Origin of the sequence: Sphingopyxis soli, assembly GCF_018682675.1 — a bacterium.
In the GTDB taxonomy this organism is placed as follows: Bacteria; Pseudomonadota; Alphaproteobacteria; order Sphingomonadales; family Sphingomonadaceae; genus Sphingopyxis; species Sphingopyxis soli.
On record NZ_JAFMTR010000097.1, the window covers coordinates 1 to 15,674 of the forward strand.

Sequence of the window (15,674 nt, forward strand, 5' to 3'; positions counted from 1 at the left end):
CGCCTTGCGACCGAAGCCCCCCTCACCCGCTGCGACTAGGTGGCAAAGCCACCAAGTCTCGCCGCCCTCTCCCGCAGGGGGAGAGGGATACTTGCGCAAGCCTGCATCCTCCGCCAAAGGCGCAGCCCATGCGCATCGCCTTCATGGGAACGCCGCCCTTTGCGGTGCCGACGCTTGCCGCGCTTCATGCCGCGGGGCACGAAATCGCGTGCATCTATACGCAGCCGCCGCGCCCGGCGCAGCGCGGCAAAAAACTGCAGCAGAGCGCGGTGCATGTCTGGGCCGACGAGCATGGCCTTCCCGTTCGTACGCCGAAGAGCCTGCGAAACGAAGAAGCGCAGGCCGAATTCGCCGCGCTCGACCTCGATATCGCGGTCGTCGCGGCTTACGGCCTGATCCTGCCGCAGGCGATCCTCGATGCGCCGCGCGAGGGATGCCTCAACGTCCATGGCTCGATCCTGCCGCGCTGGCGCGGCGCGGCGCCGGTGCAGCGCGCGATCCTGGCGGGCGATGCCGAAACCGGCGTGACGATCATGCAGATGGATGTCGGGCTCGATACCGGCGCGATGCGGCTGGTCGAGACGACGCCGGTCGCGGGCAAGACCGCGGGCCTGCTCACCGACGAACTCGCCGAAATGGGTGCACTGATGATGGTCAAGGTGCTGAGCGACCTCCACGCTTTTCCGCCCGTGCCTCAGCCCGACGACGGCGTCACTTACGCCGCCAAGATCGACAAGAGCGAGGCGCGGCTCGATTTCCTGACCAGCGCGGTACAGGTCGAGCGACAGATACGCGCATTCAACCCGATGCCGGGGGCTTTCTTCGAACTCGGCGGCGAGCGCTACAAGATATTGGCGGCCGAGGTGGTGCATCCGGCCGAGACCGTCGCGGGCGCGGCGCCGGGCGTCACGCTCGACGACGCCCTGACCATCGCCTGCAACCCCGGTGCGATCCGTGCGATGCGTGTCCAGCGCGCCGGCAAGCCCGCGATGGACGCCGCCGAGCTGCTGCGCGGACGGCCGGTCCCGATGGGGACGCGGTTGGCATGATCCGGCCTATCCCCCTTCGTCACCCAGGAGTTGATCCGGGGTTCATGACTTCAGCGCTGCCGCCGACCCCGGATCACGTCCGGGGTGACGCGAATGGGCGCAGCGGCCGCTCATGACAAGATTTGCCCTCACCATCGAATATGACGGCCGCCCCTTCATGGGCTGGCAGCGGCAGAGCCACGGCCCCAGCGTCCAGCAAGCGCTCGAAGAGGCCGTGACGCGGATCACCGGCGAAGAGGCCGCGGTGCATGGCGCGGGGCGCACCGACGCCGGCGTCCACGCGATCGCGATGCGCGCGCACGTCGATATCGAAAAGGCGATCCAGCCCTTCCGGTTGATGGAGGCGCTGAATGCGCAGCTCCGCCCTGCCCCGGTGGCGGTGCTCGCCTGCGCCGAGGTTGCCGACGACTGGCACGCGCGCTTTTCGTGCATCGGTCGCGCCTATGAGTATCGCATCGTCAACCGCCGCGCGCCCCTGACGTGGGACAAGGGGCTATCGTGGCAGTTCGCCAAGCCGCTCGATGCCGGAGCGATGCACGGCGCGGCGCAGGCGCTGGTCGGCCGCCATGACTTCACAACCTTCCGTTCGGTGCATTGCCAGGCGGAAAGCCCGGTCAAGACGCTCGACCGGATCAGCGTCAGCCGCCACGGCGACGAGATCATCATCGAGACCGCGGCGCGAAGCTTCCTGCACCATCAGGTGCGCTCGATGGTCGGCTGCCTCTCGCTGGTTGGTGAGGGCAAATGGTCGGCGCGCGATTTGAAGGCGGCGCTCGATGCCGCGGATCGCAGCGCGCTGGGGCTCAACGCCCCGCCGGACGGCCTCTACTTCGTCGAGGCGACATACCCCTGAATCAAAGAGGGCGGCCCCGCAGGACCGCCCTCTTCACGTCATCGGGACCGGACGGATCAGACCGCCTTTTCCAGATAATATTTCGGCGCATGTTCGTTGAGGATCTGGAGGATCTTCGCCTGCGCGGTCTTTTCGTCGCTTTCTTCCATCGCGGCGAGTTCGCGCGCGAGGCGGCTCGACGCCGCTTCGAAGATCTGGCGTTCCGAATAGCTCTGCTCGGGCTGGTCGTCGGCGCGGAACAGGTCGCGGGTCACTTCGGCGATCGACACGAGGTCGCCCGAATTGATCTTGGCTTCATATTCTTGCGCGCGGCGCGACCACATGGTGCGCTTCACCTTCGGCTTGGTGGTCAGCACCTGAAGCGCTTCCTTCAGCGTCTTGTCCGACGACAGCTTGCGCATACCAACGCCTTCGGCCTTGTTGGTAGGAACGCGCAGCGTCATCTTCTCCTTTTCGAAGCGGAGAACATAAAGTTCCAGCTGCATACCGGCGATTTCGGACTTCTGCAGTTCGATGACGCGCCCCACGCCATGCTTCGGATAAACAACATAATCCCCGACTTCGAAGACGAGCGTGTTTGCGGACATGCAAGTTCCTTTCTTGGCCTTGCCAATGGACCGGGAAGCGCAGAAAGCCGATCCTATCCTGCCTTTTTGAACGGCGGATCGGCGATGTTGGGCGGCGCTAGCCAGTCAGAGTGACAAGGGATATGGCTCCATCAGGACGCCCACAGCTCCCCTTGCACCCGGCGGGCAGAGGCAAACTGTCGATGCGTTGATATTTATTATAACAGATTCGCAACAAAATTGCCACCCCTGTCACGGAATTCCGCGGCTTGGCACCTTGACGGCTTCCAAGGCCCGTTTCAGGTTGCAACGAAACGATGAGATAGGATGTCGATATGCAGGATCAAGTGTGGTGGGTCACCGGGGCGTCGTCGGGGATCGGCGCGGCGCTGGCGAGGGGGCTCGCGGCGCGCGGCGCGCGGCTGATTCTCTCGGGCCGCAATGTCGCCGCGCTCGAGGCGGTGGCAAAGGAGATCGGCCCCGGGACGATGATATTGCCGTTCGAGGCGACCGACTACGCCGCGCTGCCGACCTTGGTCGACGAGGCCTGGGGCTGGTGCGGACGGATCGACGGGCTCGTCAACAATGCCGGCATCTCGCAGCGCAGCCTGGCGGTCGATACCGATTTCGCGGTCTATCAGAAGATCGTCGACGTCGATCTGCTGGCGCCGATCGCCCTCACCCAGCACCTGTTGCCGCGCATGATCGCGGCGGGCGGCGGACAGATCGTCGCGATTTCCAGCGTCGCGGGCATCGCGGGCGTGCCGCTGCGCAGCGCCTATTGCGCCGCCAAGCATGGTCTGATCGGCTATCACGACAGCGTCCGCGCCGAGAATGAGCATCTGGGGCTGAAGGTGCTCGTCGTCGCGCCGGGATCGGTCCAGACTAACGTCAGCCGCAACGCGCTCAACGCCGACGGCAGCACCCGGGGCGAAAGCGACAAGGCGATCGACAACGGCTTGTCGCCCGACTTTGCGGCAACGCAGATACTGGATGCGGTCGCGGCGGGCACGCGCGAACTGGTGGTCGCCGAGGGCGCAGAGGCCGCGATCCCGGCGCTGCGGCGCGGCGATCCCGACGCGCTGTTCGACCGGATGAGTGCGATGGTGCAGGCGGGCTATGCGCAGCAAATGAAAGCCAAGTCGGCGTCCTGAACCCGCAGGTCCGGCAGGTTCAGGCTACCAGCAGCCCATCCTATTGCCGCCGCATGACATAGTCGATCCTGATCCTGACCCAACTGCCGACCAGCAGCTTGCCGCCGAGCCGCGGAGGCCGCACCTTGAACTGCCACGCCGCGGCGAGAACGGCGCGATTGATTTGCGATCCGGTCGGATATTCGTCCAGTCCGACGCAATCTTCGACGCGATAGTCGGGGGCGGTGCGGCAAGCGATCAGGCCCCAGCCAGGCCCGCTGGCGGTGGACAGATAGCCGCGCAGCTCGTCGTCGCTGGGCTGGCGATACCAGGTCGCCGCATAGAGCGGCTCGCCGTTGGGCGCCGTTCCGACGCGTTCCGAATCGCGGAACGACGAGGACGACCCGCCAGTGTTCGGCGGCCCATATATGCCTGGACGCAGGACCGGGCGGGCAATCGCCGGCGACGGCTGTTGCACGACAGGCGCCGGACTCGGCGGCGCGGGCGCCGGCTGAACGGCCGGCAGCGGCGGCGGTTCGCTGGCCTTGGTTGGCGGGGTTTCTTCGGCCTGCGGCTTCGGTTCGGGCTGCTGCTTGCTCCGCTCGGCCTTCGCGGCGCTCGGTTCGGGCGCTTCGCCGGCAATCCCGCTGGCCTCAAGGCTCACCATGCTGACGCGTTCGGTTCGGGAGTCGGGCTTTCCCACCGAACCGAAGGTCAGCAGCATGAGCAACAGCAGCGCGGAAATCAGAACGGCGAGACTTATGGCGAGCGCGCGGCGCCCCACCCCGATGTTGAGCTGTTCGACGTAGGGCGTGACTGGAACAGGGTTCAGCAGAAAATATCTTCGGTGACGGTGCGCGCCGGTCAGGGCGCCGGGGTAAGGGTCACGGAGGGATAGGCGCGCGCCCCGGCATTGACAAGCGCGGGTTGGTCGTCGCGGAACTCGCATGAAAGGCCCCGCCGGATCGCTCCGGCGGGGCGTTTCTCTCACGCTTCGGCGGGCTTAGCCGGCAGCATGTCCCGCCAGCGCCGCGAGCAGCAGCAGCGCGACGATGTTGGTGATCTTGATCATCGGGTTCACGGCTGGCCCCGCGGTGTCCTTATAGGGGTCACCCACGGTATCGCCCGTCACCGCGGCTTTGTGGGCTTCGCTGCCCTTGCCGCCGTGATTGCCGTCCTCGATGTACTTTTTGGCGTTATCCCACGCACCGCCGCCGGCCGTCATCGACAGCGCAACGAACAGCCCGCCGACGATCACACCGAGCAGGAGCGCACCAAGCGCCGCAAAGCCGGCCGCCTGCCCTTCGGGCGCGATCCAGCTGATCACGAAATAGACGACGATCGGCGCGAGCACCGGCAGCAGCGAGGGGATGATCATCTCCTTGATCGCCGCCTTGGTGACGAGGTCGACCGTGCGCGCATAGTTCGGCTTCGACGTGCCCGCCATGATGCCGGGGTCGTTCGCGAACTGGTCGCGCACATCCTTCACCACGTCGCCCGCAGCGCGGCCGACCGCGGTCATGCCCATCGCACCGAACAGATACGGGAGAAGCGCGCCGAGCAGCAGGCCGACGATGACATAGGGATTCTCGAGGCTGAAGTTGACACTCAGGTCGGGGAAGAACTCCCGAAGATCGGTCGTGTACGCCGCAAAGAGCACCAGCGCGGCAAGACCCGCCGAACCGATCGCATAACCCTTGGTCACCGCCTTGGTCGTGTTGCCGACGGCGTCGAGCAGGTCGGTCTTTTCACGCACCGAATCGTCGAGACCCGCCATTTCGGCGATGCCGCCCGCATTGTCGGTCACCGGACCATAAGCGTCGAGAGCAACGACGACGCCCGCAAGGGCAAGCATCGCGGTCGCGCCATAGGCGATGCCGATCAGGCCCGCGAGCTGGTAGGCGATGATGATGCCGGCGACGATGACAATCGTCGGCAGCGCGGTGGCTTCAAGGCTGACGGCGAGCCCCTGGATCACATTGGTGCCGTGGCCCGTTTCCGAAGCCTTGGCGATCGAGCGCACGGGACGATAGCTGGTGCCGGTGTAATATTCGGTGATCCAGATGATCAGGCCGGTAATGACCAGACCGAGCAGCGAGCAATAGAAGAGCGCGCGGCCGGTGAAGTCGGTGCCGGTGACCGTCGTGTTGATGTCCCCGAACCAGTTGCCGGTCAGCGCGAACGCGGTTGCCAGCCAGATCGCGGGAATCGCCAGCACGGCGGAGACGAGGAAGCCCTTGTACATCGCGCCCATCACATTGTTCGACTTGCCGAGGCGGACGAAATAGGTGCCGATGATCGAAGTGATGATGCAAACGCCGCCAATCAGCAGCGGCAGCGCCATCAGCCCGCCAAGCATGTCGCCTGCGCCCTTCAGCAGCAGCGCGGTCAGCACCATCGTGGCGCCGACGGTAACGACATAGGTTTCGAACAGGTCGGCCGCCATGCCGGCGCAGTCGCCGACGTTGTCGCCGACGTTATCGGCGATCACCGCGGGGTTGCGCGGATCGTCTTCCGGGATTCCGGCCTCGACCTTCCCGACGAGGTCGGCGCCGACGTCGGCCGCCTTGGTGAAGATGCCGCCGCCGAGACGCGCGAAGATCGAGATCAGCGACGCACCGAACGCCAGCGCAACGAGGCCGTCGACGACCGTGCGGTCTTCGCCGCCGACCGTCTTGCCCATTTGCGTCGTCAGCACCCAGTAAAAGACCGCGATCGCGAGCAGCGCGAGGCCGGCCACGAGCAGGCCGGTGATCGCGCCGGCGCGGAACGCCAGCGTCAGGCCCGCCTGCAGGCCTTTCTGCGCGGCCGCCGCGGTACGGACGTTCGAGCGGACCGAGATGTTCATGCCGATGAATCCGGCGACGCCCGACAGAATGGCGCCGATGACAAAGCCCGTCGCCGACACCCCGCCGAGCGTAGCCGCAATGATCACTGCGACGACGACGCCGACGATCGCGATCGTGCTGTACTGACGTTTGAGATAAGCCTGCGCGCCTTCCTGGATGGCGGCGGCGATTTCCTGCATCTTTTCATTACCCGCAGAGGCGCCGAGCACCTGCCGCGAGGTAATGAACCCATAGAGCACGGCCAACAGGCCGCACGCTATCGCGATCAAAACCGGATTCATGCGTGACTATTCCTTCCCCATTGAGAAGGGCGAACGCAGAGATAGCAGTCGAACGTCCGACTTATTGTTGCCGGTTCGCTCTCTCCCCTGATGCGACCGCCCCAAATTTGGACGGGCGAGTTATGGGAAGAAAGAAAGCCGAGGGCAAGCCCGGTTTTTCGGCAATTTTCCGTATGTTTCCGGCCTAATGTGTGAAACCGAGACGCTCGGGCAACGCAATCCGCTGCGCCTTGTGAATCAGCGTGAGCCCTTCGCCCACCCCGGCATGGCCCACTGGCGTCAGGGCGACCCCCAGCCCCGCACCGGTCTCGCGGATCGCCGCCGCCTGCCCGGGATCGGCCGCGAAGAGCAGCTGGTAGTCGTCGCCTGCGGTGGCGGCGGCGAGGCGCGTGTCGAGCACGTCGGGGCGCACCGCGAGCAGCGCCGCCGACAGCGGCACCGCCTCCATCATCAGCGTCATGCCGCATCCGCTGGCGCGCGCCATGCGGTCGGCGTCGATCAACAGGCCGTCGGACACGTCCATCATCGCATGGACGTGCGGCACCAGCGCCCGCCCCAGCGTCAATTGCGGTTGCGGTCGGCGATAAGCGGCAAGGCAGGTCTCGTTCGGATCGATCTCGCCCAGCCGCATCGCCAGGCCGACACCGGCATTGCCGACCGTGCCGCTGACCCAGATCTGGTCACCCGGACGCACGCCGCTGCGCGCCGGGACGCCGTCGGGCGACGCGCGGCCGATGGCGGTCAGGCTGAAACTGCGCGGCGCGCCACCGGGCACGCGCACCGTATCGCCGCCAAACAGCGCGACGCCATACCGCCGGAGTACGCTTTCGAGGCCCGCCGCAAATTCGGCGTTCCAGTTCTCATCGCCGGTCAGGCTGTAGCCGAGCAACACGCCCACCGGCGTGGCGCCCTTCGCGGCAAGGTCGGAGAGATTCACCGCGACCAGCTTCCATGCGACATCCTGCGGACCGTCGTCGGGCAGGAAATGCACGCCCTCGACGATCGTGTCATGGGTCAGCACCAGATCGCCGAGCACCGCCGCGTCGTCGGCGAGCCCGCGCGCAGCGGGGTCGGTCGCGATGGCGCGCAGGCGTGCGATGAAATCGGCTTCGCTCATTGGGGAAATCGTAGCGAATACCGTAGCGGTATAAAAGATACCGCAAATCCTCCCTGTCGCGTAGCGATGGGGAGGTGGCAGCCCGAAGGGCTGACGGAGGGGCCTTGGAGTAGGCGTCGCCAGCCCCTCCACCCCCGCTTCGCGGCGGTCCCCCTCCCCACCGCTTCGCGGCAGCGAGGAAGTAATTACTTCCGTACATCCTTGCCGATCGCATCGAGCAGGCCGTTGGCAAAGCCTGCCTCGCGCCCGTCGAAAAAGGCCTTTGCGACTTCGACATATTCGCTGACCACCGCGCCGACCGGCACGTCGCTGCGCGCCAGCAGCTCATAGGCGCCCGCGCGCAGGATCGCCTTCATCGTGCGGTCGAGCCGCTCCATCGTCCAGCCGCTCGCCAGCCGCGCGGTGATCGCGGCATCGATCTCCCGAGCTCGCGCCAGGGCGCCCTTCACGATGTCGTCGAAGAAGGCGACGTCGGCGTCGGCATATTCGGCGTCCTCGATCGTCGCACCGATACGGTGCTGGTGAAATTCGTGGATCAGCTGCGCGACCGGCGTGCCTTCCATCTCGTGCTGATAAAGCGCCTGCACGGCTGCAAGGCGGGCGGCGGAACGGGATTGGGCGCGTTTGTTCATGGCTTCTTCGCTTTAGCTCAATTCGTCAGCCCGGCGAAGGCCGGGATCTCGTCGGTGCGCGGAGACGCGAAGTCGAGATTCCGGCCTTCGCCGGAATGACGAAATTTGGGGTTCAAAGGCTGTCTTTATTCAATCTGTTGGCGACGCTGAGCGCGTGCGCGGGAAGCCCCTCGGCTCCCGCGAGCGCGACGGCAGCCGGGCCGATCGCGGCGAGGCTCGCGTCGTCGAGCGCGAGAAAGCTGGTGCGCTTCATGAAGTCGGTGACCGACAGCCCGCTCGAAAAGCGCGCGCGGCGTCCGGTGGGGAGGACATGGTTCGGGCCGGCGACATAGTCGCCGATCGCCTCGGGGGTCTGGCGGCCGAGAAAGACCGAGCCCGCATGGCGCACCTTGGCGAAGAGGGCGTCGGCCTCGGCAGGATCGACCGCGAGTTCCAGATGTTCGGGCGCCAGCCGGTCGCAGAGCGGGATCGCGTCGGCCAAGGTCGGCACGACGATCACCGCGCCATTGTCGGCCCAGCTTTCCTGCATCGTCGGCGCGGTGTTCAGCGTCGGGATAATGCCAGCCACCGCCGCCGCGACCGCATCGGCGAAATCGCCGTCATCGGTGAACAGGATCGACTGGCTCGTCGGATCATGCTCGGCCTGGCTCAAGAGGTCGGCGGCGATGACATGCGGTTCGTTCTTGTTGTCGGCGACGACGACGATCTCGCTCGGCCCCGCGACCATATCGATACCGACCACGCCATAGACCTGCCGTTTCGCCTCGGCGACCCAGGCGTTGCCGGGACCGGTGACGACGTCCACCGGCGCGATCTTCGTGGTGCCGTAGGCCAGCGCCGCGACCGCCTGTGCGCCGCCGACGCGCCATATTTCGTCGACCCCGCCGATATGCGCCGCGGCCATCACGACCGGATTGGTCTCGCCGTCCGGCGTCGGGGTCATCATCACGATGCGTTCGACCCCGGCGACCTTCGCGGGCAAGAGGTTCATCAGCACCGACGAGGGATAGGCCGCGCGTCCGCCGGGGACATAGACCCCCGCCGCATCGACAGCGCGCCAGCGCGCGCCGAGGCGTGCGCCGGTTCCGTCACGATAGTCGCGATCTTCGGGCAGCTGGGCGGCGTGATAGGCGCGGATGCGCTCCGCAGCGAGGTCCAGCGCGTCGCGCAATTCGGGTGCGAGCGCCTCATAAGCGGCCGCGCATTCCTCTTTCGAAATGCTCCACCCGCGCGTTTCCAGATCGAAGCGATCGAACCTCGCGGTATAGTCGGCGAGCGCGACGTCGCCCTCCGCCTTCACCCGCGCGATGATCGCGGCAACGTCGGTCGAGACGTCGGTGTCGCTCTCGCGCCGGTCGTTGGCCAGCGCGTCGAACGCCGCGGCGAAGCCGGGGTCGGAGGCGTCAAGACGCCGCATGGCCGGCCGCCTCGCGGAATTTCTCGACCAGCGCGGGCACTTCGGCCGAGCGCAGTTTGAACGCCGCGCGATTGACGATCAGCCGCGCCGAAACCTCGCTGATGATCTGCTGCTCGGCGAGCGCATTTTCGACCAGGGTCCGCCCGGTCGAAACCAGATCGACGATGTGCGACGCGAGGCCCAGCTTCGGCGCGATCTCCATCGCGCCGTTCAGCTTGATGCACTCGGCCTGGATCCCCTGCCCCTCGAACCAGCGGCGCGTGGTCGCGGGATATTTGGTCGCGACGCGAATGTGGCTTTCGCCCAACCCCGGCGGCGCGCTGCCTTCGGGCCCCGCGAGCGACAGGCGGCAATGGCCGATGCCAAGGTCGACCGGCGAGTAAAGCTCCGAATAGTCGAACTCGTCGACGACGTCAGACCCGACGATGCCAAGCTGCGCCGCGCCATGCGCGACGAAGGTCGCGACGTCGAACGCGCGCACGCGGATCAAGGATATATGCGGCTGGTTCGTTCCGAACACGAGCGCGCGGCTGCTCTTGTCGAAAAAGTCCGCCGCAGGCTCGATCCCGACGCGCGCGAGCAAGGGCAGCGCCTCGTCGAGGATGCGCCCCTTGGGGATGGCAAAGATGATCGGTTCGGGCATAAGCGCCGTGCCTTTAGGCGGCGAGAGGAGAAAGGGCAATGAGCGAGCGCTACCGACTGGTCGACATGGCCGAGACGGGGCCCGCGGCGGTGCGCACCGCGTTCGCGAACCAGGTCGCCTATTGCCGTGCCAACGATGCGCCGGTCACGGCGCGGATCGTCGCCGCGCTCGCGACCTTGCTCGACAAGCCCGCGACCGAATTCGCGCGCCGCATCATATCGTGGGAGGGTGCGCCACTCGCCGACGCGCTACCGCTGCGCGCCGCGGGCGGGCTGCACGCGCTGCACCTGTCGGGCAAGTCTCCCGCACTCGCCCCGATCTACGCCGACGCCGACGACATCAACGATGCCGCGATCGTTGCCGGGGTGGTGGCGAGCCATGAAGCCGCGCTGCTTCCCTGGCTCGACGGGCCGCCGCAGACCAACGAGGCGGGGCGCTCCTCGAACTTCATCGCTGCGATGCTGTGGCTGACCGAACAAGGCCTGCCGCCGCGTTTCGACTGCCTGGAAATCGGGTCCAGCGCGGGAATCAACCTGATGATCGACCGCTATCATTATGACCTTGGTGGGGTGCAGGTCGGCCCTGAACCCGGAGTCATGACCTTCACCCCCGAATGGCGCGGCAACCACCCACCGCAGCACAAGATTGACTTTGCCGGCCTCAAAGGGTGCGACGTCGGACCGGTCGATCTCACCGATCCGGCACAGGCGCTGCGCCTAAAGGCCTATATCTGGCCCGAACATGCGATCCGTTTCCAGCGCATGGAGGCGGCGATCGCGGCAGCGCGCCAGCAGAAGCCGAACCTTGTCCGCGCCAACGCCGCCGATTTCGTGGAGGCCGAGCTTCGCAGGCCGCAGGCGACGGGGACGACGCGCGTGCTGATGCACTCGATCGTCTGGCAATATGTTCCCGAGGATCAACAGATGCGCGTGACCACCGCAATGGAGGAAGCGGGCGCCGAAGCGACCGCGGACCGACCGCTCGCGTGGATCGCGCTCGAAGCCAACCGCACCTTGCACCAACACGAACTCGTCGTCCGCTACTGGCCCGGCAGCGAATCGTCGAAGGTGCTCGGCCGCGCGCACGCCCATGGCGCGTGGGTCGAGTGGATGGCGGCCTAAAGCCGCGCCTCGAGCTGCGCGAGCATCGCCTGAACCGGCGCAACTGCAATCGGGGTTTCCCAGCCGGCCTCCAGCGCGGCGATCCGCTCGAACAGCCGTTCGCTCGCGGCGACGATCCGGCGCAGCGGGGTTTCGAAACGCACGCAGACGCCCCAGTCTGCCGCGACCGGCTCGCCGATCCGCGCCGCGCTGTCGCCTGCGCGCGCACCGGGGTCGCCAGCGATCATCGCGCGGCGGTGGAGCAGCCAGGCAATGATGTGCATCAGCCGCGTCGTCGTCTTGAGTGACTCGCAGGCCAAGCTGACCTGCAGCAGGGCGTCGCCCCGGACGGCGCCGAGGTCGCGTTCGGCCGCAAAGGCCGCGTGCGCCTCGTCGGCGAGCAGCATCGCCTCGACATAGAGATTCTCGACCTGCGCGCGGTGAATCGGCAGTCCGATCGCGATACCATCTGTTGGGTCCGTCGCCATGGATGCGGAGATGGCACGTTCAAAGCAGTCGCGGCAACGACGGTAACCATGAAAAATCGCACCGCCAACGTCCCGTTTTGAATCAGGGGCCGTTTGGAAGCGAAACCGTTCCAATCAGGCGATGATGTCGGGAATGATCTGGTCCTCGCACCACGAGATTTCGTCGCGCAGGCGCAGCTTGCGTTTCTTCATCCGCGCGAGCTGGAGCTGGTCCGGCACCGTCGCCTCGCCAAGGGCGATGATCGCCGCGTCGAGATCGCGATGCTCGAGGCGAAGCAGTTCCAGGCGCTGGGCAATGTCTTCGGGGTTCACACCGGCCTCCTGCCACGATCGCGAGCGGTCTGCAACGGGCTGTCCGGGGCCGAAACCGGCTCGCCGAATCGGCACGACAAAGCGGGCGATTCGTGATTTACTCGACGGCCCCCAACCGAGTCGAAGGAGAATGGCCAATGAGCATCTCGCATCTTTCCGCCCTGAAGTCCCGCCACGCGGACCTCGACGCGAAAATTGCGAATGAAGAGCGCCGTCCCTGCCCTGATACGGGATTATTGGCGCAGTTGAAGAAGCAGAAGCTGAGGCTCAAGGAAGAAATGGCCGCGACCGCCTGACCGTCGCACGACCGCTACCGCCCGCTGGTGCTTCCCGTTGCGGAGCGCATCAGCGCCGGCGGTAGAAGGGTCCCTTGTTCAGCGCCGACAGATGCGGCGGAACTTCCAATTTCTGGACAACCTGACGCCTGACCGCCTGCGGATCGACCTGACGGTCGAACGCGATGCCGAACTTGCCCTCGCCGACCCAGACGATTCGCCCTGGAACCGGGCCAACGTTGCGCAGTTCCACCTCGATCGCCGCCCCCTGGGCAAGCCCGCGAAACGTAGCTTCCGCAAGCATCCCCCCGGCGGACAGATTGCGGACGCGAACGACGAGCGGCGCGGCCTGTCCGGGAATCAGGACATGCGCCTGCAGGAACAGGCTGTCCCGGTCGGCGCTGCGCGACAGCGCCGCCACCTCTTCATCCACCGATAGTGGTTCACGCGATTCCATTGCGACCTTTTCCCCGCGCTGAGTGTCAGGCGGCGAATCTAGGTCGCAGCGATTGCCGAAACGTAAATGCAGGGGACTTTGTCCCGCTGCGGATCAGTCTTCGCGTGAGATGCGTTCGTTGCGTTCGTGGCGCTCCTGCGCCTCCAGCGTCATCGTCGCGATCGGGCGCGCCTGGAGCCGCGCCAGCGAGATCGGCTCGCCGGTCGCCGCGCAATAGCCATATTCGCCTTCGTCGATGCGGCGGATCGCCGCATCGATCTTCGCGATCAGCTTGCGCTGGCGGTCGCGGGTGCGCAGTTCGATCGCCCAGTCGGTCTCGCTCGACGCGCGGTCGGCAAGGTCGGGTTCGCGAAGCGGCCCGTCCTGCAACTGCGCCAGCGTCGATTCGGATTCGGAGAGGATCGACTTTTTCCACGCGAGCAGCAGGCCGCGGAAATATTCCTGCTGCCGCTCGTTCATAAACTCTTCGTCTTCGCTGGGGACATAATCCGAATCGAGGTTCGATTTGGCTTCGCGAAGCGCGTCGGCGCCAACATCGGCGATCTGGGTTGGCATAAAGGGCTTTTCGCGTCCTTTCGTGTCGCCGTCCGCCCGGAACGGACAGAACGGGGAATGCGCCGCGCCTATAACCAGCCGCCGGTTGCGACACAAGCGCCGAAGCAGCCGCTAAGCATTTGGCGGTGAAGCAAAGCTGAACCGGCCCTCCCCCGCCCGGCGAGACTTAACTTCGCCAAGGGTTAGAATTTAACCGATAGGGCCGGTTTGAAACCATTTACGTCCTGATTTGGGACGGTTATGCTGTTCAGGGTTGATTCCGGGAGGCAAATCCCGCTGTCGGACAGGCAAACGCGGTTAACGCAATTGCCGCGTTCACAAAGCTTTGGCCTTTTGCATCCAGTGGAGGGCACGGCGGCGAAGCGTCGGGCGCACCCGCAACGGGAAAGAGAGAAATCTATGTCGGTTCGAATGGCCCTCGCCAAACTATGCGCCTGCACCTGCGGGGGCGCGATCATTGGCAGCGGCGCGATGCAGATCGCCGACGTCCCCGCGGCACGCGCCCAGTCGGCCAAGCCCTGCACACCCTGCGGCGGCGCAAAGAAGGTCGTTCGCAAGCGCCATGCCGCGAAAAAGCCGGTGAAGCGCATCCGCCGCGTCGTGACCACCAAGCGCGTGATCCGCACAGCGACTCCGCAGCAACAGGTCGTGACCCAGACGATCCCGCTGCCCCCGATTCCCTATGCCCCCTTCCCGCAGCGCGGCTGGGAAGGCGGCAGCAGCGGCGGCGGCGTGACGGTGATCGGCGGCGGCTTCGGCGGCGGTTTCGGCGGCGGCTTCTTCGGCGGCTTCTTCGGCGGCAGCAGCAGCGGCGGGGGCGGCAGCGTCGTCGTCACCTCGACCACCACGGGCGGCATCACGTCGAGCACCAGCTCGACCTCGGGCGGCGTGTCGACCTCGACCGGCGGGGTTTCGACCTCGACGTCGACCTCCACCGGTGGCGTGAGCACTTCGACGGGAGGCGTTTCGACCTCGACCGGCGGCGTCAGCACCTCAACGGGCGGCGTTTCCACCTCGACCGGCGGGGTCAGCACCTCTTCGGGCAACGTTTCGACCTCGTCGGGCAATGTCAGCACGTCTTCGGGCAATGTCTCGACCTCGACCGGCGGCATCAGCAGCACCTCGTCGAGCAGCAGCTCGTCGTCGAGTTCGTCTTCTTCCTCCTCGTCTTCGTCCTCGAGTTCGTCGTCGTCAGGCGGCGGCAGCTCGTCGAAGGGCGGATCGTCGCACGGCTCGTCGGGCTGGGGCAGCTCGTCGAAGGGCGGCAGCTCGAGCAGTTCGGGCGGTTCAAGCAGCAGTTCCGGCGGTTCGAGCAGCAGTTCGGGCGGTTCGGGCAGTTCCTCTTCCTCGTCCAGCAGCAGTTCGTCCTCTTCGTCGAGCAGCAGTTCATCGGGCGGCGCGACGTCCTCGGGCGCGACCAGCACCAGCAGCAGCTTCGGCGGCACGAGCACCAGCACCGGTTCCTCGTCGTCGAGCAGCAGTTCCTCTTCGAGCTCGTCCTCCTCTTCTTCGTCGTCGTCGAGTTCGGGCGGCAGCACCAGCAGCTCGTCGGGCGATCCGACCCCGGTGCCGGCCCCGCCGATGATCCTGCTCTTCGGCGCCGCAGCCGCCGCGCTCGTCGCGCGCCGCCGCGCCGCAAACCGCAACGACGACGAGTCGAACGCGGCATAACCGAATCCACTGGCGGTCGAGGGGGCTAACCCGACCACCTACCTGAGGGCCGCCCGCAAGGACGGCCCTCTTTTCATCTGCGTTTCCGCGGGTCGCCGGCAATCCGGCTCGCCGAGCCCTTCGAGCTGGCGCCTGCGTCGAATTGCCAAGCGCCCCGGGCGCCGCCGAAGTGAAGAACAAGGCCGAACTGAGGCGTCTCGCCCGATCGATGCACCACCATCGGCCGCTTGGGCTGCCTGGGGCGGTCCGGCAAAGCCTGCCCTATCGCAGGCTTCC

Annotated in this window: 17 protein-coding genes; 5 read left to right on the forward strand and 12 right to left on the reverse strand. The window is 66.3% G+C overall.

Annotated features, from left to right (window positions below):
- The first annotated feature begins 128 nt into the window (after positions 1-128).
- Together fmt and truA are read left to right on the forward strand one after the other, a co-directional pair.
- Positions 129-1,049 carry a methionyl-tRNA formyltransferase gene (gene fmt / locus J1N50_RS14630; protein WP_215354945.1) on the forward strand — a complete coding sequence of 307 codons (921 nt, stop codon included), beginning with the start codon at positions 129-131 and terminating at the stop codon, positions 1,047-1,049.
- Positions 1,050-1,161: 112 nt separating this feature from the next.
- The gene (gene truA, locus J1N50_RS14635; protein WP_215354957.1) at positions 1,162-1,902 is read left to right on the forward strand and encodes a tRNA pseudouridine(38-40) synthase TruA; all 741 of its coding nucleotides are present in this window, start codon (positions 1,162-1,164) and stop codon (positions 1,900-1,902) included.
- A 56-nt stretch (positions 1,903-1,958) separates the two neighbouring features.
- On the opposite strand, the gene J1N50_RS14640 is transcribed toward truA, so the two are convergent.
- Entirely contained in the window at positions 1,959-2,489 is a 531-nt protein-coding gene (locus J1N50_RS14640; RefSeq protein ID WP_058454935.1) for a CarD family transcriptional regulator, read from the reverse strand.
- 314 nt (positions 2,490-2,803) lie between these two features.
- On the opposite strand from J1N50_RS14640, the gene J1N50_RS14645 reads away from it, so the two are divergent.
- Positions 2,804-3,622 carry an SDR family NAD(P)-dependent oxidoreductase gene (locus J1N50_RS14645; RefSeq protein WP_215354959.1) on the forward strand — a complete coding sequence of 273 codons (819 nt, stop codon included), beginning with the start codon at positions 2,804-2,806 and terminating at the stop codon, positions 3,620-3,622.
- A 40-nt stretch (positions 3,623-3,662) separates the two neighbouring features.
- On the opposite strand, the gene J1N50_RS14650 is transcribed toward J1N50_RS14645, so the two are convergent.
- The 6 genes from J1N50_RS14650 to hisG form a co-directional block, all read right to left on the reverse strand.
- Positions 3,663-4,385 (reverse strand): hypothetical protein, encoded by a 723-nt coding sequence (locus J1N50_RS14650; protein ID WP_343227895.1) that lies wholly within the window; start codon positions 4,383-4,385, stop codon positions 3,663-3,665.
- A 219-nt stretch (positions 4,386-4,604) separates the two neighbouring features.
- Positions 4,605-6,731: a sodium-translocating pyrophosphatase gene (locus J1N50_RS14655; protein WP_215354961.1), complete on the reverse strand. Its 2,127-nt coding sequence runs from the start codon at positions 6,729-6,731 to the stop codon at positions 4,605-4,607.
- A gap of 184 nt (positions 6,732-6,915) precedes the next feature.
- A complete protein-coding gene (thiL, locus tag J1N50_RS14660) occupies positions 6,916-7,848 on the reverse strand; it encodes a thiamine-phosphate kinase (RefSeq protein WP_215354963.1) in 933 nt (310 codons plus the stop codon).
- A 185-nt stretch (positions 7,849-8,033) separates the two neighbouring features.
- Complete coding sequence (nusB, locus tag J1N50_RS14665; RefSeq protein ID WP_215354965.1) at positions 8,034-8,480, reverse strand: transcription antitermination factor NusB; 447 nt, start codon at positions 8,478-8,480, stop codon at positions 8,034-8,036.
- A gap of 112 nt (positions 8,481-8,592) precedes the next feature.
- Positions 8,593-9,897, reverse strand: a complete 1,305-nt coding sequence (gene hisD / locus J1N50_RS14670; protein WP_215354967.1) for a histidinol dehydrogenase — start codon at positions 9,895-9,897, stop codon at positions 8,593-8,595.
- Entirely contained in the window at positions 9,884-10,540 is a 657-nt protein-coding gene (gene hisG, locus J1N50_RS14675) for an ATP phosphoribosyltransferase (RefSeq protein ID WP_215354969.1), read from the reverse strand. The genes hisD and hisG overlap by 14 nt, the downstream gene beginning before the upstream one ends.
- 38 nt (positions 10,541-10,578) lie before the next feature.
- On the opposite strand from hisG, the gene J1N50_RS14680 reads away from it, so the two are divergent.
- Positions 10,579-11,661, forward strand: coding sequence for a DUF2332 domain-containing protein (locus J1N50_RS14680; protein WP_215354978.1), 1,083 nt, complete (start codon positions 10,579-10,581; stop codon positions 11,659-11,661).
- Here J1N50_RS14680 and J1N50_RS14685 read toward each other — a convergent pair.
- Together J1N50_RS14685 and J1N50_RS14690 are read right to left on the reverse strand one after the other, a co-directional pair.
- The gene (locus J1N50_RS14685) at positions 11,658-12,128 is read right to left on the reverse strand and encodes a DUF1465 family protein (protein ID WP_246553566.1); all 471 of its coding nucleotides are present in this window, start codon (positions 12,126-12,128) and stop codon (positions 11,658-11,660) included. The two genes, J1N50_RS14680 and J1N50_RS14685, sit on opposite strands and share 4 nt — an antisense overlap.
- Before the next feature lie 114 nt (positions 12,129-12,242).
- Positions 12,243-12,440: a YdcH family protein gene (locus J1N50_RS14690; protein WP_215354981.1), complete on the reverse strand. Its 198-nt coding sequence runs from the start codon at positions 12,438-12,440 to the stop codon at positions 12,243-12,245.
- 137 nt (positions 12,441-12,577) lie between these two features.
- Between J1N50_RS14690 and J1N50_RS14695 the strand changes: the two genes are divergently transcribed.
- Positions 12,578-12,736, forward strand: a complete 159-nt coding sequence (locus J1N50_RS14695) for a YdcH family protein (RefSeq protein ID WP_082657693.1) — start codon at positions 12,578-12,580, stop codon at positions 12,734-12,736.
- Between the two features lie 49 nt (positions 12,737-12,785).
- On the opposite strand, the gene J1N50_RS14700 is transcribed toward J1N50_RS14695, so the two are convergent.
- The 3 genes from J1N50_RS14700 to J1N50_RS14710 form a co-directional block, all read right to left on the reverse strand.
- Entirely contained in the window at positions 12,786-13,172 is a 387-nt protein-coding gene (locus J1N50_RS14700; RefSeq protein WP_215354990.1) for a PilZ domain-containing protein, read from the reverse strand.
- A 93-nt stretch (positions 13,173-13,265) separates the two neighbouring features.
- On the reverse strand, positions 13,266-13,727 hold the full coding sequence (gene dksA, locus J1N50_RS14705; protein WP_215354992.1) for an RNA polymerase-binding protein DksA: 462 nt from the start codon (positions 13,725-13,727) through the stop codon (positions 13,266-13,268).
- 680 nt (positions 13,728-14,407) lie between these two features.
- The gene (locus tag J1N50_RS14710; RefSeq protein WP_215354994.1) at positions 14,408-15,436 is read right to left on the reverse strand and encodes a hypothetical protein; all 1,029 of its coding nucleotides are present in this window, start codon (positions 15,434-15,436) and stop codon (positions 14,408-14,410) included.
- Between the last annotated feature and the right edge of the window lie 238 nt (positions 15,437-15,674).